This is a genomic window from Bradyrhizobium sp. WBOS07, from assembly GCF_024585165.1.
Taxonomy (GTDB): Bacteria; Pseudomonadota; Alphaproteobacteria; order Rhizobiales; family Xanthobacteraceae; genus Bradyrhizobium; species Bradyrhizobium japonicum_B.
This window is the reverse complement of sequence record NZ_CP029008.1, coordinates 3,162,987-3,184,098: the sequence shown is the minus strand read 5'-3', so window position 1 is coordinate 3,184,098 and position 21,112 is coordinate 3,162,987. Positions and strand designations below refer to the sequence as shown.

Here is a 21,112-nt window from a genome sequence, read left to right as displayed (position 1 = left end):
ACAGCTCTGCCTAGAACGCAAACTGCGTGCGCATCGCGACCGCGTCGAACTTCGAGCCGACATCGGCGGTCGAGACCGGCGAGGCCTGTCGCGACACGGTGCCGTGCAGATAGTCCAGCATGAAGCGGACATTGCCGTTGACGTACCAATTGAGCGCCAGCGTGTAGACGGTCTGCCGGCCGCCGGCGACGCCGGTCGCGGTTGCAAGCTGATCGTTGAGGTCGATCGTCGAGAACCGTCCCGCGATTTCCCACGCGCCCCAGCCGCCGCCGTCGAGCGAGAACGGATGGGCCGGCTTGACGCCATGATAGGCGGCATTTGCCGCATTGTAGGTTCGCCCTTCGCCCGTCAGCACGTAGCCGGCCTGCGCATAGCCGCCCTGGAATTTCAGGCTCGGTGCTCCCACCAGCGGCACGCCGGTGTTGGCGGTGCGGTCGACATTGTACCAGAAGTACTCGCCCTGGACGATGAGGGGTCCGTAGGTCGCCGCTGCCTCCACGCTGTAGACCTGCGCGCCAGAGGCATTGGCGATGGCGCCGGTGGAGATCAGCGTGGTCGGATCGAGGCGCAATTCCGGACGATCGCTGAGCGTGACCGTCTGGGTGTTGGCGATCAGATTGCGCGGCGGCTGAATCAGCCATTGCGCATTGGCGCCGATATGCACGGAGTAGTCCTTTGCGCTGATGGGATTACCGGCCACGCGGGCGACCGCGCCATATTGCTCGCTCGTGCCAGGGGGCGAGACACTCGAGGCGGAGTGGATCGCGCCGGTCGACGGTCCCGTGATGTAGCCGCCGATCCAGAGCTGGTCGTTGTACCAGCGCGCACCGGCTGCGGAACGGAAGTCGCCGGCAGCGATGTTGGTCGCGATCACGCCGGGGGAGGCACGCTCCATGAACATGATGTCGTTGGAGCTGGTGGCCTCGTCCATGGTGTAGGGCAGGTCCATGATGCCGGCCTCGATCGCCATCCGCCCGCCGAACGGTTTCAGGCCGGTATAGCTCAGATAGGCGTTCTCGACGCCGGAGAGGCCGCCGCCCGGCAGCGAGCCTGGCGCGGCGCCGCCAAATCCGTCGGAGGAGCCGCCGAAATCGTAGACCAGCGCGAAGTTCCAGTCGTTGAAGAACTTGCCGGTGACGCCGATGCGCGCACGGCGGACGTTCTGGCCGCTGTCGAGCTTCTGCGGCACGGTCGCCGCCGTGTTGGGGCGATAGTCGTAGCCGCCCACATCCCAGTGCAGGCGGCTGGTGATGCCGACGCAATTGGCCTGGTCGGCGGTGCAGATCGTCGGGCGGTTGTTCGGCATCGTCACGACGACGCCGGATGCCGGGGCCGGCCCCTTGACGGGAATCGCCGCATTGGCGTTGGCAACGACCGCCTTTGCCTCCGAGCGCGCCTCGGCCTTTGCTTCGGTTCTGGCCTTTGCCGCAGCCGCAATGTTCGCGGCGGTTTGACTCTGGAGCTTGTCGAGCTTCTGCTCCAGCAGCTTCAACTGCTGCTTCAGCAGCGCGATCTCCTGCTCGCTGCTGCTTGCTGATTGGGCCTGGGCCTGCGAGGCGGCCAGTGCGCCGGCGAGGCCAATCGCCGTGGCTGCAATTCTTGTCCTGCTCACGTCATCACTCCATCGGTTGGACCAACTTCCCCAAGTCGCGAGCCTAAGAGCGCTCGATGACTGCCCCGCGACGGCAAGCCTCGGTTGCGCTGGTTCCCGCTGATGTAAATTCGTCGCAACCGAATCCGCCGAGAGCGAGCATGCAAGATGATGCGTGTCATGCCAATCGACCCCGCCGGCAAGTTGCTGTTTCGCACGCCTGGCTCGGGCCCGAGCCGTCGGAATGAGGCCGAATATTGCCACCCCGCGCCCTTCTATTGAGGGGCGAACGCGCCTATATTCCGGCGTCTTTTCCAAGAGGTAGGAATGTTTCGATCGATCTGGACCGCCGCCGTCACGGCCTTGTGCATAGCCTTTTCCGCCCAGTTCAATCCGGCCTCAGCGCAGGACCGCCGCGTCCCGTCTTCGCAGGCCGAGCTGCGGCTGTCCTATGCGCCGATCGTGCAGCGCGTTCAGCCGGCCGTCGTCAATGTGTATGCCGCCAAGGTGGTGCAGAATCGCAATCCGCTGCTCGACGATCCGATCTTCCGCCGCTTCTTCGGCGTGCCGGGCCAGCAGCCCGAGCAGGTGCAGCGCTCGCTCGGCTCCGGTGTCATCGTCGATACGTCCGGCCTCGTCGTCACCAACGTCCATGTCATCGAAGGTGCCGACCAGGTGAAGGTGTCGCTGTCGGACAAGCGCGAATTCGAGGCCGAGATCGTGCTGAAGGATTCCCGCACCGATCTTGCGGTGCTGCGCCTGAAGGATTCGAAGGAGAAGTTTCCGGCGCTCGAATTCACCAATTCCGATGAGCTGCTGGTCGGCGACGTCGTGCTGGCGATCGGCAATCCCTTCGGCGTCGGCCAGACCGTGACCCACGGCATCATCTCGGCGCTTGCGCGCACGCAGGTCGGCATCACCGACTACCAGTTCTTCATCCAGACCGATGCGGCGATCAATCCCGGCAATTCCGGCGGTGCGCTGGTCGACATGAATGGCCGGCTCGCCGGCATCAACACCGCGATCTACTCGCGCTCCGGCGGCTCGCAGGGTATCGGCTTTGCAATTCCCGCCAACATGGTGCGCGTCGTCGTCGCCTCCGCCAAGAGCGGCGGCAAGGCGGTGAAGCGGCCATGGTTGGGCGCAAAGTTGCAGGCGGTGACGCCCGAGATCGCCGAGAGCCTCGGCCTGCGCTCGCCGACCGGTGCGCTGGTCGCGAGCGTGGTGTCGGGCGGCCCTGCGGCGAAGGCCGGCCTGAAGTCTTCCGATCTGATCACCGGGATCGACGGCCAGACGGTGGACGATCCCAATGCGTTCGATTATCGCTTCGCCACCCGTCTGCTCGGCGGCACCGCGCAGATCGACGTGCAGCGCGGCGGCAAGCCGCTGAAGCTGACGGTGACGCTGGAGACTGCGCCCGACACGGGCCGCAATGAGCTCGTCGTCACCGCGCGTTCGCCGTTCCAGGGCGCGAAGGTTTCGACCATCACGCCGGCAGTCGCCGACGAGCTGCGTCTGGACGCCGACACCGAAGGCGTCGTGATCACCGAGCTCGCCGGCGACAGCGCGGCTGCGAATGTCGGATTCCAGAAGGGCGACATCATCCTGGCCGTCAACAACCAGAAGATCAGCAAGACCGGAGACCTCGAGAAAGCCGCAGCCGAGCGGGCGCGGATCTGGCGCATTACGCTGGTGCGTGGCGGCCAGCAGATCAACGTCACGCTGGGCGGATGAGTCCGAAGCGACCACAAGAGACGCCAACGCTCTTTGCCGCGGCGGGGCTCGACCACGATGCGCCGCATCCGCTGCCGGATCGCTTGCGCCCGCGCCTGTTGTCGGAGGTCGTCGGCCAGGACCATATCCTCGGCCCCGACGGCGCGCTGACGCGCATGCTGGAGACGCGCACGCTGGGCTCGCTGATATTCTGGGGACCGCCCGGCACCGGCAAGACCACGGTGGCGCGGCTGCTGGCGGATGCGACGGACCTGCATTTCGAGCAGATTTCCGCGGTGTTCTCCGGTGTCGCCGACCTCAAGAAAGCCTTCGACGCGGCGCGCGCCCGCCGCGAGATGGGCAAGGGCACGCTCTTGTTCGTCGACGAGGTCCACAGATTCAACCGTGCCCAGCAGGATTCGTTTCTGCCGGTGATGGAGGACGGCACGGTGGTGATGGTGGGCGCCACCACCGAGAACCCGTCCTTCGAGCTCAACGCCGCGCTTCTGTCGCGCGCGCGCGTCCTGGTGTTTCGCTCGCTCGATGCGGCCGCGATCGAAAAGCTGTTCGCGCACGCCGAGGCGGTCGAGGGCAGAAAGCTGCCGCTCGACGCGGAAGCGCGCGCCGTGCTGGTGCGCATGGCCGATGGCGACGGGCGGGCCTCGCTGACGCTCGCCGAAGAGGTCTGGCGTTCGGCGCGGGCGGACGAGATCTTCAATGCCGCGCAATTGCAGGACATTCTGCAGCGCCGCGCGCCGATCTACGACAAGTCGGCGGACGGCCATTACAATCTGATCTCGGCGCTGCATAAGTCGGTGCGTGGCTCCGATCCCGATGCGGCGCTGTATTATCTCGCGCGGATGCTGGACGCCGGCGAGGACCCGCTGTTCCTGGCCCGCCGCGTCGTGCGCATGGCGGTGGAGGACATCGGACTTGCCGACCCGCAAGGCCTCGTCATCGCCAACGCGGCCAAGGATGCCTTCGACTTTCTCGGCCATCCCGAGGGCGAGCTCGCCATCGCGCAGGCCGTGGTCTATCTCGCCACCGCGCCGAAATCGAACGCGGTCTACACCGCCTTCGGCACGGCGATGCAGGTTGCCAAGCAGGCCGGCTCGCTGCTGCCGCCAAAGCACATCCTCAACTCCCCGACCAAGCTGATGAAGTCGGAAGGCTACGGCGCAGCTTACGAATACGACCACGACACCCCCGAGGCCTTCTCGGGCCAGGACTATTTTCCGGAAGCCCTGGGCCGCCAGACCTTCTACGACCCGCCGGAGCGCGGCTTCGAGCGCGAGATCCGGAAGCGGCTGGATTACTGGGCCAAGCTCAGGAAGGAGCGGGGCGGGAAGACCTAGAACCGGCCATTTCGCCGTGACGACAGCCGGCTTTTAGGCTAGGCAGGCAACCATGAGCCGCCGCATCAAGAGAACCGATCCCAAGCCACGTTCGCGCGACGAGCGCAAGGAGGCGCGCCCGTTCAAGGCGCGCAGCGCCAAGCCCGGGCTGCGCCCAGCCGCAAAGGCCGCCGGCAAGCCGCCGCGCTTTGCGGGCGAACGGGCCGAGCGGCGCCCACCCAAGCGCGAGTTGGAGAGAGCTGAGCCGGCAAAGCCCGCCGAGCCGCTGCTGCCGACCAAGGTGCAGACCGTCAAAGTGACGGCGGACGAGAACAACATGCGTGTCGACCGTTTCCTCGAGGCGCGCTTTCCCGGCCTGTCGTTCTCCCATATCCAGCGCGTCGTCCGCAAAGGCGAGCTGCGCGTCGACGGCAAGCGCGTCGATAGCAAGGACCGCCTCCAGGAGGGGCAGAGCGTCCGCATCCCGCCGTTGAAGCTCGATGCGCCGAAGGCCGTCGGCGAGCTCTCGGACGCGGCGCAGAAGACGCTCAAGGCGCTGAAAGAGATGACGATCTACGAGGACGACGACGTCCTCGTCCTCAACAAGCCGGCTGGCCTTGCCGTGCAGGGCGGCTCGGGCATGACGCGGCACATCGACCAGATGCTCGAGGTGATGCGCGATGCCAAGGGCCAGAAGCCGCGCCTCGTGCACCGCATCGACCGCGAGACGTCGGGCTGCCTCCTGGTCGCCAAGACGCGCTTTGCGGCTTCACATCTCACCGGCGCTTTCCGCTCCCGGTCGGCGCGAAAAGTCTATTGGGCGCTGGTGCCGGGCCTGCCGAAACCGAAGCAGGGCCGCATCTCGACTTTCCTCGCGAAGGAGGAGAGCGAGGACGATACCATCATGCGCATCGCCCAGCACGGCGACGAGGGCGCCAGCCACGCGGTGACTTATTACGCGGTGGTCGAGACCGCCGGCAACAAGCTGACCTGGGTGTCGCTGAAGCCGGTGACGGGCCGCACCCACCAACTGCGCGCCCACATGGCCCATATCGGTCATCCCATCGTCGGCGATCCCAAATATTTCAACATCGAGAATTGGCAATTGCCGGGCGGCCTGCAGAACCGGCTGCATCTGCTCGCGCGCCGCATCGTCATTCCGCATCCGCGCGGCGGCGTGATCGACGCCACCGCGCCGCTGCCGCCGCACATGCAGCAGTCATGGAACCTGCTCGGGCTCGATGCCAGCCGGTTTGATCCGATCGAGAACGCGCCGGAGGAATAGCCGGGTTGAATCGGGGCGGCGGAGGCACGACATGTCGCCCATGACACGGCTCTCGATCAGTCTTGTGGTGTTGGCCGCGCTAGGGGCGGGGCAGGCTGTCCACGCGCAATATGTGCTGCCGGGCGCCTCACGGCTCGCTCCACCGCTGCCGGCGCCGCCACCGCCGCCGAAGATCGAGGTGCCCAAGGTTCCGCAGTTCGACGCACCGCCGCGCTACAACTACCAGCCGCTGCCGCGCAATTCGTTCAGCGACCGCGTCACAAAATGCCTCGACGACGCCGCAGCCGCGGGGCTGGGCCCGGCCGATCGCGGCACGTATGCGCGAAGCTGCGCGAACTAGCAGCACTGATGGACGTCCTGGCGAAGCCATTACGACACAGGTAACGTGACGAACGACAAGGATCGAAAGACCGATGCGCGAATTGTTCGAAGAAGCAGCAAGCCAGCCCCCGCCGGACCCGCGGGAATCGGCGCGCGCGTCCGCGCGCACGCCGCTGCGCAAGCGCTTCTACAAGGAGGCCGGTGTCACTGACGCCGAGGGCGGTTTTGCCATCACGCTCGATGGCAGGCCGATCCGCACGCCGTCCGCCCGCCAGGTGGTGATCCCGGCACGGACGCTCGCCGATGCCGTGGCCGCGGAATGGGCGGCCCAGGGCGAGAGCATCGATCCGGTGAGCATGCCGCTGACGCGGATCGCCAACAGCGTGGTGGAGGGCGTCGTCGACCGCGTTGGGCTGGTCAGCGATGATCTCGCCAAATACTTCGAGTCCGACCTGCTGTTCTATCGCGCCGGCCACCCCGAAGGGCTGGTCGCCCGCGAGGCGGCGCATTGGGACCCCGTGCTGTTCTGGGCGGCGGAGGCGCTGGGGGCGCATTTCATCCTGTCCGAGGGCGTCATGCACGTGAAGCAGCCGGATGAGGCGCTCCGGATCGCACGTGCCGCGCTGCCCGAGGACCCCTGGTCGGTCGCCGCGCTCCATGTGGTGACGACCCTGACCGGTTCGGCGCTGCTCGCCTTGGCACTGGCCCATGGCGTGCGCGATGCCGGCCAGGTCTGGGCCGCCGCCCATGTCGATGAGGACTGGAATGCCGAGCAATGGGGCGTGGACGAGGAGGCGGCCGCCCGCCGGGCCACGCGCCTGCGGGATTTCGAGGCCGCCGTGACGGTCTTGGCGGCGGTGAAGGCGCCCGCGGCCAGAGGTCCTTAACGAGAGGTTTACGACGCAGGCGTTAGGGTGGCGGTGTTCCTTCCCGTGCTCCCTTGGGCCCCCTGAGATGCCGACGCCGGTCACTTCCATCGTACGCGTCAGTGCCGCCAGCCCTGTAGCTGATGCGACGACGCCTGACCTCGCGCTTCAGGCCGGCAGCGTCGTGAACGCACGGGTCGTCAGCGTGATGGCCGACAATCTGGTGCGGATCGCGATCGCCAACCTCTCGATGGACGTGTTGTCGGAAGTGGCGCTGACACCGGGGCAGAATCTGCAACTCGCGGTGTCGAAGAGCGACGGCACCATCCGCCTTGCGATCATGAGCGGCGTAGGCGAGGCATCTCCCGATCAGGTCACGCTGACGCCTCGCGCTGCCTCGCTGGTGGAAAGCCCGCCGCTCGCGCCGTCCGCGACGCGCAATACGCTCACGCCGTTGGAGCAGGTCGCCGTCAGCGCAGCCTCGGCCGAGGCTGCGGCCAAGCAGGGCAGCCAGGCGCCGCTGTTCGCCAATCTGGCGGCCGTCGTCACCGGCAGCGATTTGCCGGCGGGCCTGAAGCAGGCGGTGCTGAACGTGCTGGCACAGCAGACGCCGCTCGACCCCGCCCTCGATGGCGGCGGCATCGAATCCGCCTTCCAGAAGTCAGGGCTGTTCCTCGAGGCTTCACTGGCCGCAGGCACGGCGCCGTCCTCCGGGGCCGTTCCGGATTTGAAGGCGGCGCTGCTGGTGTTGCGCCAGACCTTGGCCACGATCGGGACGGCGGCGCCGCAGAGCCAGGGCGCCGCGATCCCGGCCGGCTCCACGGCGACACCGCAGGCCGCCGCCGCGCCGGCTCAGCCGGCCGTATCGCCGTCGATCGCTCCCGCAAGTGCGCAACAGCCGCGCAACGCCAATCTCGCAGCGGCGATGCTGGGCGACCTGGCGGCCGACGCGCCGCCAATGGCGATGCCGCGCATGTCCGCCGGCCTTGCCGCGAGCCTGCTACAGGAGGTCACGCAAAACCTGCCGCGCCTGACCGGGAATGTGCCCGGCTCCAACAAAGCGGTGCCCGACGGCGAGATCTTCGAGGCGGCAGCGCGTGCGACACCGCCGCCGTTCCGTGGCGCGCTGCCCTCGGCCCAATCCATCGCCTCGCCATCGCTCGCGCCGGATACGCCGCTCGCTGCGACCGTGCATCGCCTGCTCGATGAGACCGACGCCGCGATCGCGCGGCAGACCCTGCTTCAGGTCGCATCGCTCCCCGATCGCACCGACGCCGGCGGTCACCGCGTTGATCCGAATGTGCCGCAGTGGAATTTCGAGATTCCGTTCGCGACGCCGCAAGGCACCGCGATGGCGCAGTTCGAGATCTCGCGCGATGGCGCTGGCGAATCCGCCGATGCCGCCAGGCAAGCCTGGCGCGCGCGCTTCACGCTCGATGTCGAGCCGGCGGGCCCCGTCCACGCGCTGATCACGCTGAGCGGCGACCAGACCTTCGTGCGGATGTGGGCGGAGCGGCCGACAACCGCGCAGCAGCTCCGCGCCGGCATCGGTGAGCTCAGCCAGGCCCTGGTGCGGGCCGAGCTCAAGCCCGGCGAGATCCTGGTTCGCGACGGCACGCCACCGCAACCGGCGCCGGCCCGCGCCGGCCATTTCCTGGATCGCGCCACATGAGCGACCCGTCCAAGCTGGCGATCGCGCTGCATTACGAGAGGGGCTCCGGCGCGCCGGTCGTCGTCGCCAAGGGCAAGGGCACGATCGGCGAGAAGATCGTCGAGATCGCCAAGGCCCACGACATCCCGATCGAGGAGAACGAGGTCCTGGCCGGCGCGCTGTCCAAGGTCGAGCTCGGCGAGGAGATCCCGCCCGACCTCTACAAGGCCGTCGCCGAGGTGCTGGTGTTCGTGCTGCGGCTGTCGGGCCGGGGGCGGTAGCCCGTCATCGTTTCACCACGTGGCGCCGCCATGGTGCCGACGTGCTGCTCAATTCAGGATGTCTCGCTTTGCTGACCCGCCGCTCCACTCTCGGCCTGCTCGCCGCATCTGCCATCCTGCCGCGGCACGCGCTCGCTCACGTCGCGCCGCCGCGCAACGAGATTCGTGACAGTCTCGCAAAGCGCTTCACCGACCTCGGCACATCGGGCACCTTCGTCGGCTACAAGGTGGAGGATTATCTGGTCGTCGCCAGCGACAAGGATCGCTCGGGCGAGAGCAAGCTGCCAGCTTCGACCTTCAAGATCCCGAACTCGCTGATCGCGATCGAGACCGGCGTCGTCGCCGATCCCGACAAGGACGTCTTCCCCTGGGACGGCGTGAAGCGTCCGATCGAGGCCTGGAACAAGGATCACACGCTGCGCAGTGCGATCGCGGTCAGCGCGGTGCCGGTGTATCAGGAGATCGCGCGCCGCATCGGCCAGGAGCGCATGCAGGAATATCTCGACGAGTTCGACTACGGCAATCGCGACATCGGCGGCGGCATCGACCAGTTCTGGCTGACGGGGGCCTTGCGCATCGATCCGGTCGAGCAGATCGATTTCGTCGACCGGCTGCGCCGCCGCGCGCTGCCAATCTCGAAGCGGAGCCAGGACCTCGTCGCCGACATCCTGCCGGTGACCAAGGTGGGCGACAGCGTCATCCGCGCCAAGTCGGGCCTGCTCGGTGCCGAGCGCGGCGAGGCGTCGCTCGGTTGGATGGTCGGCTGGGCCGAGAAGGGCGAGGCGCACACGGTGTTTGCGCTCAACATGGATTGCAAAGAGCCGCGCCTCGCCGCCGAGCGCATGTCGCTGACGCAAGCCTGCCTTGCCGAGATCGGCGCGATCTAGCGCTGTCTTGAGCAGCCCTCGTAGGGTGGGCAAAGGCGCCAGCGCCGTGCCCACGAGCTCTTTCCATCATCCGAAATTCGTGGGCACGCTACGCTTTGCCCACCCTACGACACCGCGGACGGAGCGGCCTGTCTCAACCCAGCTTGAACAGCGCCTGCAAGAACTCCTGTACCGCCTTGCGCGCCTCGGCGGCCGTCTTCGGATTGCCGCCGACATGCGGGTTCAGCTCGACGCAGGCGTCCTTGTAGGTGAAGGGCGCGTTGGTATCGCCGTTCATGAGCACGCCGCCGTCACCTTCCTTGATCTTGCAGTTGCGCACCGTCTGCGAATTGGCCGACACCGCAACGGTGCTGACGCCAAGCAGGCCGCTGTCGAACCCGTGCGCGCTGTCGGGATATTCGGTCAGCACCACGTCGCGCCCTGCGGCCTTGAGCCGTTCGACAAACGCCTTGCAGCTGCTGACGGGATTGTAGTCGTCGGGCGTGCCGTGGAAGATGCGGATCGGGCGTGCGACGACCCCGTCGTCGCCGACATAGCTCGTCGAGCAATCCGGATAGAACGGGACATAGGCGGCGAAGGTGATGCCGGACTTGTTCCAGAGCTTGTTGAAGCGATCGACACTTGCATAGAGCGTCGCTTGTCCGCCGCGCGAGAAGCGATGATCAGATTGAGCCGGCCAAGCAGGGCCTGGTTCGGGCCCACCATCGTCAGCCCGCGGCCGGTGAACCCGTCGATCACGAAGGTCGAGATGCCCATGGCGTTGAAGGCGCGCACCCAGGCCTCGGTGGTGGCGCCGACGCCGCTGGAGCCGTGCATCAGCACCACGACGGGGAGCTTGCCGGTGCCTTGCGCAACACGGAATTCGGCTGCCACCGTCACCGGCTTGCCTGCGGCGGCATCGCCGCTCAGGAATTGCTGGTCGGAGAGTGTGAGAGAGGGGATCGGGTAGATCTCGGTGCGGGTGGCGACTTCCTTGGGCAGGGATTGCGCTTGGGCGGCTGTGCCGGCGACGAATGAACTCGAAACGCACAGTGCGATGAGCACGGCAGCGCGCCAGTTGGTGGCCATCGGATCCTCCCAGATATTTTCATCAAGTAGAACAACCGAGCCGCGCGCTGTCAATTTGACGCAGGCAGGGACGCGCGTGAGTTGGGAGGCTGTTTCCACCACGTCATGGCCGGGCTCGTCCCGGCCATCCACGATCTTCTTCGCCGGCACCAAAGACGTGGATGCCCGGGACAAGCCCGGGCATGACGGCTACTTCGTGGATGGCCTCAGGCCTTGTCGGCCGTCTTCGCGGTCAGCGCCTGGTCGATGGCAAAGCCGCCGATCTCGCTCATCGCCTGCGAGATTACGTCGCCCTTGCGGGCAAAGCCGGTGGAGAGATAATCGAACTGTGTTCGCGCAAGCCGCAGCACCTCGATCGGCACCGAGACCGCGGTCTCGTTGAAGCTGTCGACCGAGGCGCGCAAGGTGTCCAGCTCGGTCGCGAGCTTGACGATATGGCCTTCGGCATCCTGCATCAGGCCGATCAGCCTGCCGCGCTCGGCATCGAAGGCGGCACGCTCTGCTGCGGCTGCCGCGGTGACTTCGGCCAGCTGCGCCCGCAGCACCTCGATCTGGCCGACCATGGCGTCGGAGGCGAGCTCGGCGGCCTCGCGCAGCTCGGCGTTGCGCGTGCTCTCGATCTGCTGCTCGTGATACAGCCGCTCGGCCGACATCGCCCGCTGGCCGAGCTGCTCGATCAGGCTCGCGGCGCGCAGCAGCATCTCGCCATTCCGCCCCGACACCATGCCGGCCATGCGCCGCAGGAAGCCGACGGTCTCTGACGATGAGCTTGGCGGCAGGGGAACGACCGTCGCGGACATGAGGGATGCCTGGGGCAGGGCGTGGTGACCGCCGCCGTACCGACTGGGCTCACGCAACATTCGGCGCCTGATCGCAAGCGCGAAGCAAGCCTGAATCGGCAGCCCCGGTCAACCGGGCCAGGGCACCAATTTCGCGGGCAGCCGGCCGGATCAGGCGCTCGTCTGCGCGCCATCCAGGCCGAGATGGCGAAGCCCGACCGCGGCACGTCCGGTCATTCCCGCCTCCAGCCTCGGCTACCCGGCAAACTCTGGAATTCCTTGCGCTTTCCCGCTGCCTCAGGGCAGCCCTGCGACGCGGAAAGGCGCTTTCCGGCTTGCAAAATGCCGTGTTAGAACCCCCGGCATCGCTGAAGGCTTTAGAACTGGCGGGAGCAAATGAAACACATCCTGGACGCCCTTGAAGATCGTCGTGCCGGCGCAAAACTCGGCGGCGGGGAGAAGCGCATCGAGGCGCAACACGCCCGCGGCAAGCTGACGGCGCGCGAGCGCATCGAGCTGCTGCTCGACAAGGGGTCGTTCGAGGAGTTCGACATGTTCGTCGAGCACCGCTCCACCGAATTCGGGATGGAGAAGACCAAGGTGCCCGGCGACGGCGTCGTCACCGGCTGGGGCACCGTCAACGGCCGCAAGACGTTTGTCTTCGCCAAGGATTTCACCGTGTTCGGCGGCTCGCTGTCCGAGACCCACGCGCTGAAGATCACGAAACTCCAGGACATGGCGATGAAGGCGAGGGCGCCCATCATCGGCCTCTATGACGCCGGTGGCGCCCGCATTCAGGAGGGCGTTGCCGCGCTCGCCGGCTACTCCTACGTTTTCCGCCGCAACGTGCTGGCCTCGGGCGTGATCCCACAGATCTCCGTCATCATGGGGCCCTGCGCCGGCGGCGACGTCTATTCGCCCGCGATGACCGACTTCATCTTCATGGTGAAGAACACCAGCTACATGTTCGTCACAGGGCCCGACGTCGTGAAGACCGTGACCAACGAGGTCGTCACCGCCGAAGAACTGGGCGGCGCCAGCGTGCACGCCACGCGCTCCTCGATCGCCGACGGCGCCTTCGAGAACGACGTCGAGACGCTCTTGCAGATGCGGCGCCTGATCGACTTCCTGCCGTCCAACAATACGGATGGCGTGCCGGAATGGCCGAGCTTCGACGATATCGGGCGGGTCGACATGTCCCTGGACACGCTGATCCCCGACAATCCGAACAAGCCCTACGACATGAAGGAGCTGATCCTGAAGGTCGTGGACGAGGGCGACTTCTTCGAGATCGCGGAAGCCTTCGCCAAGAACATCGTCACCGGCTTCGGCCGCATCGCCGGCCGTACCGTCGGCTTCGTCGCCAATCAGCCGATGGTGCTCGCCGGCGTGCTCGACAGCGACGCCTCGCGGAAAGCCGCGCGCTTCGTCCGCTTCTGCGACGCCTTCAACATCCCGATCGTGACCTTCGTCGACGTTCCCGGCTTCCTGCCCGGCACCGCGCAGGAATATGGCGGCCTGATCAAGCACGGCGCGAAGTTGTTGTTCGCCTATTCCCAGTGCACCGTACCGCTCGTCACCGTCATCACCCGCAAGGCCTATGGCGGCGCCTTCGACGTCATGGCCTCCAAGGAGATCGGCGCTGATATGAACTACGCCTGGCCGACCGCACAGATCGCGGTGATGGGCGCCAAGGGCGCGGTCGAGATCATCTTCCGCTCCGACATCGGCGACCCCGACAAGATCGCGGCCCGAACGAAGGAATACGAAGACCGATTCCTCTCGCCCTTCATCGCCGCCGAGCGCGGCTATATCGACGACGTCATCATGCCGCACTCGACACGGAAGCGGATCGCGCGGGCGCTGGCGATGCTGAAGGACAAGAAGACGGAAATGCCGGCGAAGAAGCACGACAATCTGCCGTTGTGAGAAACGTAGCCCGGATGAGCGCACGACATCCGGGTTTTCGTTTCGGCTCCGCACTTCGCCTCGGCTCAAGCGGCCGGCTAAGAGGAACGTGCTTGCGAAACAGACATCAGGTGTAAGTCGTGTTGCCGTCGCTCCATGACTATTTTCTGATTTCTTATGAAGTTCATTGCGAGGCACGCCGCATCATGTTGCGCGTACGGCGTGATACTAGGTCGCATCCGACATTAGCCCCGTCCTTGAACCGCATCGTCCTGTTTGATGGTGTGGAAGGCTACCATTTTTGGGACGACGCGTTTGGCAATATCATCCTTTCGTTGACAGAAGTTCCGGTCGAAAAGCTTCTGTTCGATCATCAATCTGAAATCAAAGAGTCTTTTCGGATGTCGGGGGCGCCGGGACCATGGGCCGCGGATCTCGATTCGGCTGGCGCAATGCTCGGCGCCAAGGGTATCCGAGGATTCGAACTCTCCTCTTCGTACGGATTGTCCGGCTGGCTCCTCGCGAAGCAGGTAGAGGTGAAGGACGGGCCGCAATCAGCAATCTAGGGACCTTGCAATCGCTGGGTTACGGATTCGCTTGACCCGCACCACATGTAAGTTCAGTTCATGACGCAATGGCCGCAAGCTCATATCCAATGACCGAAGACGATCCGACCGACGAAATCTCCGACATCGAAGATCGGATCGAGACTCTCGCCGAGATCGCCGAGCGCTGCCGGAAGTACATCCTGGCGTCCAAGATCGCCATCGGTGTTGGTGCTGCGCTGCTGTTGGTGACGATCCTCGGGCTGTTCGGCTTCGGTCAGACCGCAGCGCTCGGCTCGATCGCTCTGGTTCTCGGCGGGATCGTTTCGCTCGGCTCGAACGTCAGCACGCTGCGGCAGACGGATGATGCGATCGGTGCTGAGGAGGCGCGGCGCGCGGCTTTGATCGGGCGCATCGACCTGCGCGTCGTCGCCGATGCGCCGCTGAAGCTGGTGTAACGGGTAGGGTGGATTAGCGAAGCGTAATCCAACAAGTTATATGTCACCAGATGGAGAAGTGGCGGATTACGCTTCGCTAATCCGCCCTACGTTTCTCACGCATCCAGCGCCGGCACGCCTCACGCGGCCTGCTTGACTGTCAGCTCCGACAATTCCGTGCGGCATTCGGCGGCGAAGGCTTGCAGCCGCTCGGCGGTCTGGCGGTCGAGGATGGCCTTGGCCAGGCGCTCGGCGCGGGCGATCTGTCGCTTGAGATATTCGATGCGGACCATGGGTCACCTTTCGATTGCTTCCGTCCGGTGCTGGCGACTATAGGCCGGGTGCTGGATCGATTATGTGAGGCGGATCACGTTCCACGGGCCTTATCCGCCGCAGCGAAATGCGCGATCTGGTCGGCGTGCGCCTTCATGAAGGCCGGGCGGCCGGTGGCGCGTGCGACGTAGGCGCGGCAGGCGAGGCTGTCCGCGAGGCCGCCGAAACCATCGACGACCCGCAGCACGTCCGCCATCAGGATGTCGGCGACGGAGAACGAGCCGGCCAGCCATTCGAGCCCCGCAAGCACCGGCTCGAGATGCTTCAGCCGCAGCTTGAGGAAGTCGTCGACGAATTTCCACGCCGCCGTATCGGTCGGATGTCCCATGAATTTCGACATTGCCCAGGGCAGGCTCGCCATCTCCACCGAATTGAGCGCCGCGAACACCCATTCCGTCGTCTCGATGCGGCCGCGCGGACCTGCCGGCATCAGCTTGTCGCTGAGCCCGCCAAGATGCAGCAGGATTGCGCCGCTCTCGAAGATCGAGAGGTCGCCGTCGGTCAGCCACGGCACCTGGCCGAACGGCTGGTGCGCGAGGTGCGCGGGCCCGCGATCGTCGAACGGCGCGCTGGCGACGCGATAGGGCAGGGCGGCCTCTTCGAGCGCCCAGCGTATCCTGAGGTCGCGCACGAAGCCGCGCGGCGGTTCGGGAACCCAAGCGAAGGTGGTCAGGGTGAGGTCGGCCATGTGCTGTCTCCGTGTCCAGGTTCGAAGCAGAGGACGGGCGAAGGGCGCCTATTCCGACACCGCTGCCAACTCTTTTTGTCGCGGGCGCCGCAAGCGGCTAGTCTCGGTCCAAACAAGACAGGAGGAAACCCGATGCCCGCAGCTTACTTCGTCGTCCGCGCCGTCGTCCCTGACGCTGAAAAGCGCGCCGCCTTCGACCAGTGGTACGAGACGGAACATCTGCCCGACGCGATGAAGGCGTTCGGCGTCAGCAAGGCGTGGCGGTTCTGGAGCCTCGATGATCCCTCGCTTCACCAGGCTATGTATCAGTTCGATGACGAGGCCAAGCTCGCGGCGATGCTGAAAGGCGACGCGCTGCAAAAGCTGGTCGCCGATTTCAACCGCGACTGGCCCGACGTGAAGCGCTCGCGCGAGACCATGGTGCTGGCGCAGGAGTTCGCGACTTAGCGACGTCCTGTAGCCCGGATGGAGCGCAAGCGTAATCCGGGTCTTGTATGACGCACGAACCTGGATTGCGCTGCGCTCCATCCAGGCTACGAAATCTTCATCTTGGTGGCTACGAATCTGAACGCACTTTTCAGCTTCGGTTCATGCCGTCACGGCGACACTCCTTCTGCATCACAAGCACGATGATCCAAGAAGGAAGAAGCCATGGAGCGCCGGAATTTTCTGAAACTTGCATTGGGACTGACGGCCGGAGCGGCTGCCTTCGCTGCGACCGCAGCGCAGGCCGTGCCGTTGTCACCGCAGCCGGTCGGCGATCCCAAGCGCATGCCGGAGGGCAATCCCGACGCTCATCCCGCCGTCACCACCAGCGAGGAAGCCGCCGAGCTGAGTCCCGAGCAGGTGCACTGGCGTGGCCATCACCGCCACTGGGGCTGGCGCCGCCGTCATTGGCGCCGGCATCACCGGCGCTGGCACCGCCGCCATCACTGGTAAGCCCGCAGCAGAGAGTCAATTGGACGGGGATCGCAGCCGCGGTCCCCGTTTCGATTTTGAGGCGCTTCAGTTTCGCGGTGAATCCGTCGGCACCATCCAGAAAACGAAAATGGCCGCGCAGGCTTTCGCCGCGCGGCCATCTTGCGAGGAAGAGATCAGTAGGGGCGGCAGCGGCCGGCGTGCCAGTGGAGGCCATAGGGGCACGCGCGGGCGCGGGGCACGACGACGACCGGCGGAGCGACATACACCGGGGCCGGGCGCACCACGACCGCGCCGCGCATCGGGCGGCAATTGCCATAGGGACCGCGGTAGAACCCTCGGCCGCAGCCCTCGGCGGCGCTGGCCGTCTCGCCGAAACCGACGACCGCGCTGGCAAGTATGGCGGCGGCGAACAGATACTTCATTTGATCTTCCTTCTCGTTCTTGGGGCAAGTCTTTTGGGGGGCGGCGCTAGCGGCGCACAAAGAATCAGCAGACGCGATTAGACATGTCGAATCTTGCAACATATCGGCACGACGCGATCCAAACCTGCCAATCATGACCTGAATGCGGCATGAACGTTTCCCGCATGCGGCTTGAGGCGACAGACGTGGCCCCGCCGGCCGGGAAAGCTCCTAACTGCCGTGCGGCTGTAGCGCTCCGGTCCGCAATGGAGCGCGCGGGTCAGTCCTTGCCGCTGCCGAACAGCGCGGCAAACTGCTTCTCGCCGGCGCGGGTGAAATTCACGACGCGGCTGCCGGGCGTCGTGTCGCGTGCCGCCCATTTCAGCTCGGCGAAGCGCTGCATCATGGCGGCCCCCAGCGTGCCGGCGAGGTGATGCCGCCGCTCGCTCCAGTCGAGGCAGGCCTTGCACACCGGGCGCCGCGGGTGGGCGAGCATGTCGGGCGAGATCTGCAGATGCTTGGCGAGGAAGCGCTCGCCCTCGGCGGTCAGCTCGATGTCCTGCTTCTTCTGCCTGATCAGATTCCGCTCGCGCAAGGAATCGAGCATCTGCACGCCGAGATCGCCGGCGAGATGGTCGTAGCAGATCCGCGCGCGCCGCAGCGCCGGATCCTTTGGCCCGGTGCGCACCCGCATATGGCCGGTCCGCGCCGCAAGTCCGGCGAGGCCTTCGAGCACGCCGGCGACGTCGTCGTCGGTGAGGCGATAATAGCGGTGGCGGCCCTGCTTCTCCGGCTCGATGAGACCGCCCGCCTCGAGCTTGGCCAGATGCGAGCTCGCAGTCTGCGGCGTGATGCCGGCCTCCTGCGCCAGCTCGCTCGCGGTCAGCGCGCGGCCGTTCATCAGGGCGGTGAGCATGTTGGCGCGGGCGGGATCGCCGACCAGCGAAGCGACCATGGCGATGTCGGGTCCTGATTTCATGCTTCGATGGTAACCGAAGCATTGAAGTCGGGCAAGCGGGTAGCGTCTCACAGTTCGTCATTGCGAGAAGCGCGCCCGTAGGGTGGGCAAAGCAGCGCAGCGACGTGCCCACCAATCGTCGTTGCGGACAAGGACGTGGGCACGCTTCCGCCTTCGCTCTTCGAGCTACGGCGGACAAGCCGCTTTGCCCACCCTACGCGACCCAGCGCTCGCTATGAAGATGTACAAACAGGAGAGCCTATCATGTCCGTCACCGTCTTCATCCGCTACCAGCTCGACCCGTTCAAGCGCCCGCAGTTCGAGGAATATTCGAAACGCTGGCTCACCATCATCCCGAAATGCGGCGGCGACCTGATCGGCTATTTCATGCCGCACGAGGGCACCAACAACATCGCCTTTGGGCTGATCACGTTCGAGAGCCTGGCCGCCTATGAATCCTATCGCGCGCGGCTGCGGCAGGACGCCGAAGGCATGGCCAATTTCCATTTCGCCGAGGAACACAAATTCATCCTCGCCGAAGAGCGCACCTTCCTGCGCAAGGTGGTATTGTAGCCTGTCAACAGCAGGAGATGCCCATGATCGCCGTGATCTTCGAGGTCTGGCCCAAGCCGGAACACCGCCAGGATTATTTCGACCTCGCCGCGGATCTGAAGCCGCTGCTGCAAACCATCGACGGCTTCATCTCGGTCGAGCGATTCGAGAGCCTGACCGAGAAGGGCAAGATCCTGTCGGTGTCGTTCTGGCGCGACGAGGCGGCCGTCGCCGCATGGCGCAACACGATGGAGCACCGCCGCACCCAGGCCAAGGGCCGCGCGAAAATCTTCGCCGATTATCATCTGCGCATCGCCAGCGTGATCCGGGACTACAGCATGAGCGACCGCGAGCAGGCGCCGAAGGATAGTCGCGCCGTGCACGATGCGCACTAGCGCCGGCGTGAATGCGCGCTTATGTCATCGCGGCAAATAGGGGAGAGAAACATGCATGTGACAACTGCTGACAAGCGCGCGACCTTCAAGAAGATGCACGAGAGCGGGTGCTTCATCCTGCCCAATCCGGTCGACGTCGGCAGCGCCAAGGCATTGCAGCATCTCGGCTTCAAGGCGATCGCCTCGTCGAGCGCGGGCTTTGCCTGGACCATCGGCAAGGCCGACAATCACGTCACGGTCGAGGATGTCTGTCAGCATCTGGCAGCATTGAGCTCGGCCGTCGACATTCCCGTCAACGCCGATTTCGAGGGCGGCTTTGCGGTCGAGCCGGACAGGGTCGCGGACAATGTCGAGCGCTGCGTGCGCACCGGCGTTGCCGGCCTATCGATCGAGGATTCCACCGGCGACAAGGCCAAGCCGCTCTACGATCGCACCCTCGCGGTCGAGCGCATCAAGGCCTCGCGCAAGGCGATCGGCGACAGCGGCACGTTGCTGGTCGGCCGCTGCGAAGCCTATTTGTGGGGCGTCACCGATCTCAAGCTCGTCATCGACAGGCTGACCGCCTATGCCGACGCCGGCGCTGATTGCCTTTATGCGCCGGGCCTGAAGACGCGCGAGGACATCAGCGCCGTGGTGAAGGCGGTCGCACCAAAGCCGTTCAATCTCCTGATCGGCGCGTCCGGCCTGTCGCTGAAGGAGGCCGAGGATCTCGGCGTGCGCCGGATCAGCGTCGGCGGCTCGCTGGCCCGCGCCGCCTGGGGCGGCTTCATGCGCGCGGCAAAGGAGATGGCGGAGAAGGGGACGTTCACCGAGCTCGGCGGCGGCTATCCCGGCGGCGAGCTCAACAAGATGTTCAGCTGAGCAAACGAAAGCGGCGGGACTTTATGCGTCCCGCCGCTCTCTCATCTTCTCGGTGTCATGCTCCGCGCAGGCGGGGCATCCAGTCCACCGCGGCCTTTCGTTACTTCGCGCCCTCAGCCGGCGGCGTCTGCGCCTCCGGGGCCGGCCTGGTCGGCGCCGCGCCCGTGGTCACGCCCGGCGCGGTGTTGGTGCGCGGCGTCACGTCGCGCATGCCGGGAGGCGCGGCCGGATTGGCCGGCTGCGTCTGCGCCGTCTGCGAGGCCGGCGGGTTGCTGGCCTGATTGGTCGTGCTGGTATTGTTCAAGCCGTAGAACACGGCGCCCAGCACTAGTGCGATCGCCACGGCGAACAAGGCCACCTTGCCGCTGGAGGCGGGGCCTTCGCCGAGCTGGGGATCGGCCTGAAGGTCGGCATCCCGGCGCGCCGTGCGAAGATACTCATCGTCGGCGAGGTTCGGGCGGTACGGATCGTTGGGAAAACGGTCGTCAGCCATCGATTGGGTCTCCTCGGTTATGACCCCCGGACAACCCGTGGATGCGAGTTTCTGTTCCGCGCCTCCTTGTGCTTTCGTCGCGTGTTGCTCAGCCACCGGGAATCGGGAACCTGTTGCTTCCGGGAACTAAATGCGAGTTCCGGGGCTCGCGAGGAGGGAACTAGCGATGTGGAGCCTGCCGCCGACCGATAGCGTGCTGCATTTCCTGTCGCTGGTCGCGATAGCCGCGCAGGGCATGACGGCGGCGCTCGCCGCCGGACGCCGCAGCATGGACTGGTTGGGAGTCTGCTTCCTTGGTTGCATCACCGCGCTCGGCGGCGGCACGCTGCGCGATCTCTTCCTGGGACATTATCCGCTGGCCTGGGTGCAGAACCCGATCTATCTCGCGCTGGCCGGCGGCGCGGCGTTCCTCACCATCCTGTTCGCGCGCCTGGTGCACCGGCTGAAGGTCGCCTTCATCGTGCTCGACGCCATCGGGCTCGTCGTCTTTACCATGGCCGGCTGCGACGTCGCCTGGCAGATGGACGCCTCGCTGCCGATCGTCATCGTCTCTGGCATGGTGACCGGCTGCGCCGGCGGCGTGTTGCGCGACGTGCTCTGCAACGACGTGCCGCTGCTGTTTCGCTCCGAGCTCTACGCCAGCGTGTCGCTGGTGACCGGCCTGTTCTACGCCACCGCGTTCGGCCTTAAGCTCAACGCCGAGCTCTCGACCATCCTCACCTTCGTGCTCGGCATCAGCTTCCGCCTGCTGGCGGTGCGCTATACATGGGAGATGCCGAAATTCGTGTTCACCGAGGATGAGCAGAAGTAGGCGCGATCACGCGCGAATAGCGAATGGCGAATG

Annotated in this window: 24 protein-coding genes and 1 pseudogene; 17 read left to right on the top strand and 8 right to left on the bottom strand. The window is 65.8% G+C overall.

Annotated features, from left to right (window positions below; genetic code table 11):
- Positions 1–10: 10 nt before the first annotated feature.
- Entirely contained in the window at positions 11–1,612 is a 1,602-nt protein-coding gene (locus DCM79_RS15085) for an OprO/OprP family phosphate-selective porin (protein ID WP_257180529.1), read from the bottom strand.
- A 306-nt stretch (positions 1,613–1,918) separates the two neighbouring features.
- On the opposite strand from DCM79_RS15085, the gene DCM79_RS15080 reads away from it, so the two are divergent.
- From DCM79_RS15080 to blaOXA, 8 genes are all read left to right on the top strand, one after another.
- Positions 1,919–3,325 carry a DegQ family serine endoprotease gene (locus DCM79_RS15080; protein WP_257180528.1) on the top strand — a complete coding sequence of 469 codons (1,407 nt, stop codon included), beginning with the start codon at positions 1,919–1,921 and terminating at the stop codon, positions 3,323–3,325.
- The gene (locus DCM79_RS15075) at positions 3,322–4,659 is read left to right on the top strand and encodes a replication-associated recombination protein A (protein WP_257180527.1); all 1,338 of its coding nucleotides are present in this window, start codon (positions 3,322–3,324) and stop codon (positions 4,657–4,659) included. Before DCM79_RS15080 ends, DCM79_RS15075 begins: the two co-directional genes overlap by 4 nt.
- Positions 4,660–4,711: 52 nt before the next feature.
- On the top strand, positions 4,712–5,923 hold the full coding sequence (locus DCM79_RS15070; RefSeq protein ID WP_257180526.1) for an RluA family pseudouridine synthase: 1,212 nt from the start codon (positions 4,712–4,714) through the stop codon (positions 5,921–5,923).
- A gap of 31 nt (positions 5,924–5,954) precedes the next feature.
- Positions 5,955–6,263 (top strand): hypothetical protein, encoded by a 309-nt coding sequence (locus tag DCM79_RS15065; RefSeq protein ID WP_257180525.1) that lies wholly within the window; start codon positions 5,955–5,957, stop codon positions 6,261–6,263.
- Between the two features lie 73 nt (positions 6,264–6,336).
- Positions 6,337–7,131 (top strand): ATP12 family chaperone protein, encoded by a 795-nt coding sequence (locus tag DCM79_RS15060; protein ID WP_257180524.1) that lies wholly within the window; start codon positions 6,337–6,339, stop codon positions 7,129–7,131.
- Positions 7,132–7,198: 67 nt separating this feature from the next.
- Entirely contained in the window at positions 7,199–8,782 is a 1,584-nt protein-coding gene (locus DCM79_RS15055; protein ID WP_257180523.1) for a flagellar hook-length control protein FliK, read from the top strand.
- Positions 8,779–9,042 carry an EscU/YscU/HrcU family type III secretion system export apparatus switch protein gene (locus DCM79_RS15050; protein WP_028136997.1) on the top strand — a complete coding sequence of 88 codons (264 nt, stop codon included), beginning with the start codon at positions 8,779–8,781 and terminating at the stop codon, positions 9,040–9,042. The genes DCM79_RS15055 and DCM79_RS15050 overlap by 4 nt, the downstream gene beginning before the upstream one ends.
- Before the next feature lie 68 nt (positions 9,043–9,110).
- Positions 9,111–9,929 carry a class D beta-lactamase gene (gene blaOXA / locus DCM79_RS15045; RefSeq protein WP_257180522.1) on the top strand — a complete coding sequence of 273 codons (819 nt, stop codon included), beginning with the start codon at positions 9,111–9,113 and terminating at the stop codon, positions 9,927–9,929.
- A gap of 133 nt (positions 9,930–10,062) precedes the next feature.
- On the opposite strand, the pseudogene DCM79_RS15040 reads toward blaOXA, so the two are convergent.
- Positions 10,063–10,997, bottom strand: a pseudogene (locus tag DCM79_RS15040) (dienelactone hydrolase family protein).
- Between the two features lie 206 nt (positions 10,998–11,203).
- Complete coding sequence (locus DCM79_RS15035) at positions 11,204–11,797, bottom strand: hypothetical protein (RefSeq protein ID WP_257180521.1); 594 nt, start codon at positions 11,795–11,797, stop codon at positions 11,204–11,206.
- Between the two features lie 375 nt (positions 11,798–12,172).
- On the opposite strand from DCM79_RS15035, the gene DCM79_RS15030 reads away from it, so the two are divergent.
- The 3 genes from DCM79_RS15030 (at position 12,173) to DCM79_RS15020 (ending at position 14,687) form a co-directional block, all read left to right on the top strand.
- The gene (locus tag DCM79_RS15030; RefSeq protein ID WP_057751748.1) at positions 12,173–13,705 is read left to right on the top strand and encodes an acyl-CoA carboxylase subunit beta; all 1,533 of its coding nucleotides are present in this window, start codon (positions 12,173–12,175) and stop codon (positions 13,703–13,705) included.
- Positions 13,706–13,941: 236 nt separating this feature from the next.
- Entirely contained in the window at positions 13,942–14,250 is a 309-nt protein-coding gene (locus DCM79_RS15025) for a hypothetical protein (RefSeq protein WP_257180520.1), read from the top strand.
- Positions 14,251–14,339: 89 nt separating this feature from the next.
- Positions 14,340–14,687: a hypothetical protein gene (locus tag DCM79_RS15020; RefSeq protein ID WP_257180519.1), complete on the top strand. Its 348-nt coding sequence runs from the start codon at positions 14,340–14,342 to the stop codon at positions 14,685–14,687.
- A 119-nt stretch (positions 14,688–14,806) separates the two neighbouring features.
- Here the strand turns inward: DCM79_RS15020 and DCM79_RS15015 are convergent, their stop codons facing one another.
- Complete coding sequence (locus tag DCM79_RS15015; protein WP_257180518.1) at positions 14,807–14,959, bottom strand: hypothetical protein; 153 nt, start codon at positions 14,957–14,959, stop codon at positions 14,807–14,809.
- 74 nt (positions 14,960–15,033) lie between these two features.
- Positions 15,034–15,687 (bottom strand): glutathione S-transferase family protein, encoded by a 654-nt coding sequence (locus tag DCM79_RS15010; RefSeq protein WP_257180517.1) that lies wholly within the window; start codon positions 15,685–15,687, stop codon positions 15,034–15,036.
- Positions 15,688–15,819: 132 nt separating this feature from the next.
- Between DCM79_RS15010 and DCM79_RS15005 the strand changes: the two genes are divergently transcribed.
- Both DCM79_RS15005 and DCM79_RS15000 read left to right on the top strand, forming a co-directional pair.
- Complete coding sequence (locus DCM79_RS15005) at positions 15,820–16,134, top strand: hypothetical protein (RefSeq protein WP_257180516.1); 315 nt, start codon at positions 15,820–15,822, stop codon at positions 16,132–16,134.
- A gap of 204 nt (positions 16,135–16,338) precedes the next feature.
- Positions 16,339–16,626: a twin-arginine translocation signal domain-containing protein gene (locus DCM79_RS15000; RefSeq protein WP_257180515.1), complete on the top strand. Its 288-nt coding sequence runs from the start codon at positions 16,339–16,341 to the stop codon at positions 16,624–16,626.
- A 155-nt stretch (positions 16,627–16,781) separates the two neighbouring features.
- Here the strand turns inward: DCM79_RS15000 and DCM79_RS14995 are convergent, their stop codons facing one another.
- Positions 16,782–17,030: a GCG_CRPN prefix-to-repeats domain-containing protein gene (locus tag DCM79_RS14995; RefSeq protein ID WP_257180514.1), complete on the bottom strand. Its 249-nt coding sequence runs from the start codon at positions 17,028–17,030 to the stop codon at positions 16,782–16,784.
- 259 nt (positions 17,031–17,289) lie between these two features.
- Positions 17,290–17,988 carry an ArsR family transcriptional regulator gene (locus DCM79_RS14990; protein ID WP_257180513.1) on the bottom strand — a complete coding sequence of 233 codons (699 nt, stop codon included), beginning with the start codon at positions 17,986–17,988 and terminating at the stop codon, positions 17,290–17,292.
- Positions 17,989–18,231: 243 nt separating this feature from the next.
- Here DCM79_RS14990 and DCM79_RS14985 point away from each other — a divergent pair, with 243 nt between their 5' ends.
- Genes DCM79_RS14985 through DCM79_RS14975 form a run of 3 tightly spaced genes read left to right on the top strand, consistent with a single transcriptional unit; the run spans position 18,232 to position 19,775 of the window.
- Positions 18,232–18,540 carry an NIPSNAP family protein gene (locus DCM79_RS14985; RefSeq protein ID WP_257180512.1) on the top strand — a complete coding sequence of 103 codons (309 nt, stop codon included), beginning with the start codon at positions 18,232–18,234 and terminating at the stop codon, positions 18,538–18,540.
- A gap of 23 nt (positions 18,541–18,563) precedes the next feature.
- Positions 18,564–18,914 carry an antibiotic biosynthesis monooxygenase gene (locus DCM79_RS14980; RefSeq protein ID WP_028136985.1) on the top strand — a complete coding sequence of 117 codons (351 nt, stop codon included), beginning with the start codon at positions 18,564–18,566 and terminating at the stop codon, positions 18,912–18,914.
- Positions 18,915–18,965: 51 nt separating this feature from the next.
- Positions 18,966–19,775: an oxaloacetate decarboxylase gene (locus DCM79_RS14975; RefSeq protein WP_257180511.1), complete on the top strand. Its 810-nt coding sequence runs from the start codon at positions 18,966–18,968 to the stop codon at positions 19,773–19,775.
- A 100-nt stretch (positions 19,776–19,875) separates the two neighbouring features.
- Here the strand turns inward: DCM79_RS14975 and DCM79_RS14970 are convergent, their stop codons facing one another.
- Positions 19,876–20,268, bottom strand: a complete 393-nt coding sequence (locus DCM79_RS14970) for a hypothetical protein (RefSeq protein ID WP_257180510.1) — start codon at positions 20,266–20,268, stop codon at positions 19,876–19,878.
- A gap of 166 nt (positions 20,269–20,434) precedes the next feature.
- On the opposite strand from DCM79_RS14970, the gene DCM79_RS14965 reads away from it, so the two are divergent.
- A complete protein-coding gene (locus DCM79_RS14965) occupies positions 20,435–21,079 on the top strand; it encodes a trimeric intracellular cation channel family protein (RefSeq protein ID WP_257180509.1) in 645 nt (214 codons plus the stop codon).
- Positions 21,080–21,112 lie beyond the last annotated feature (33 nt).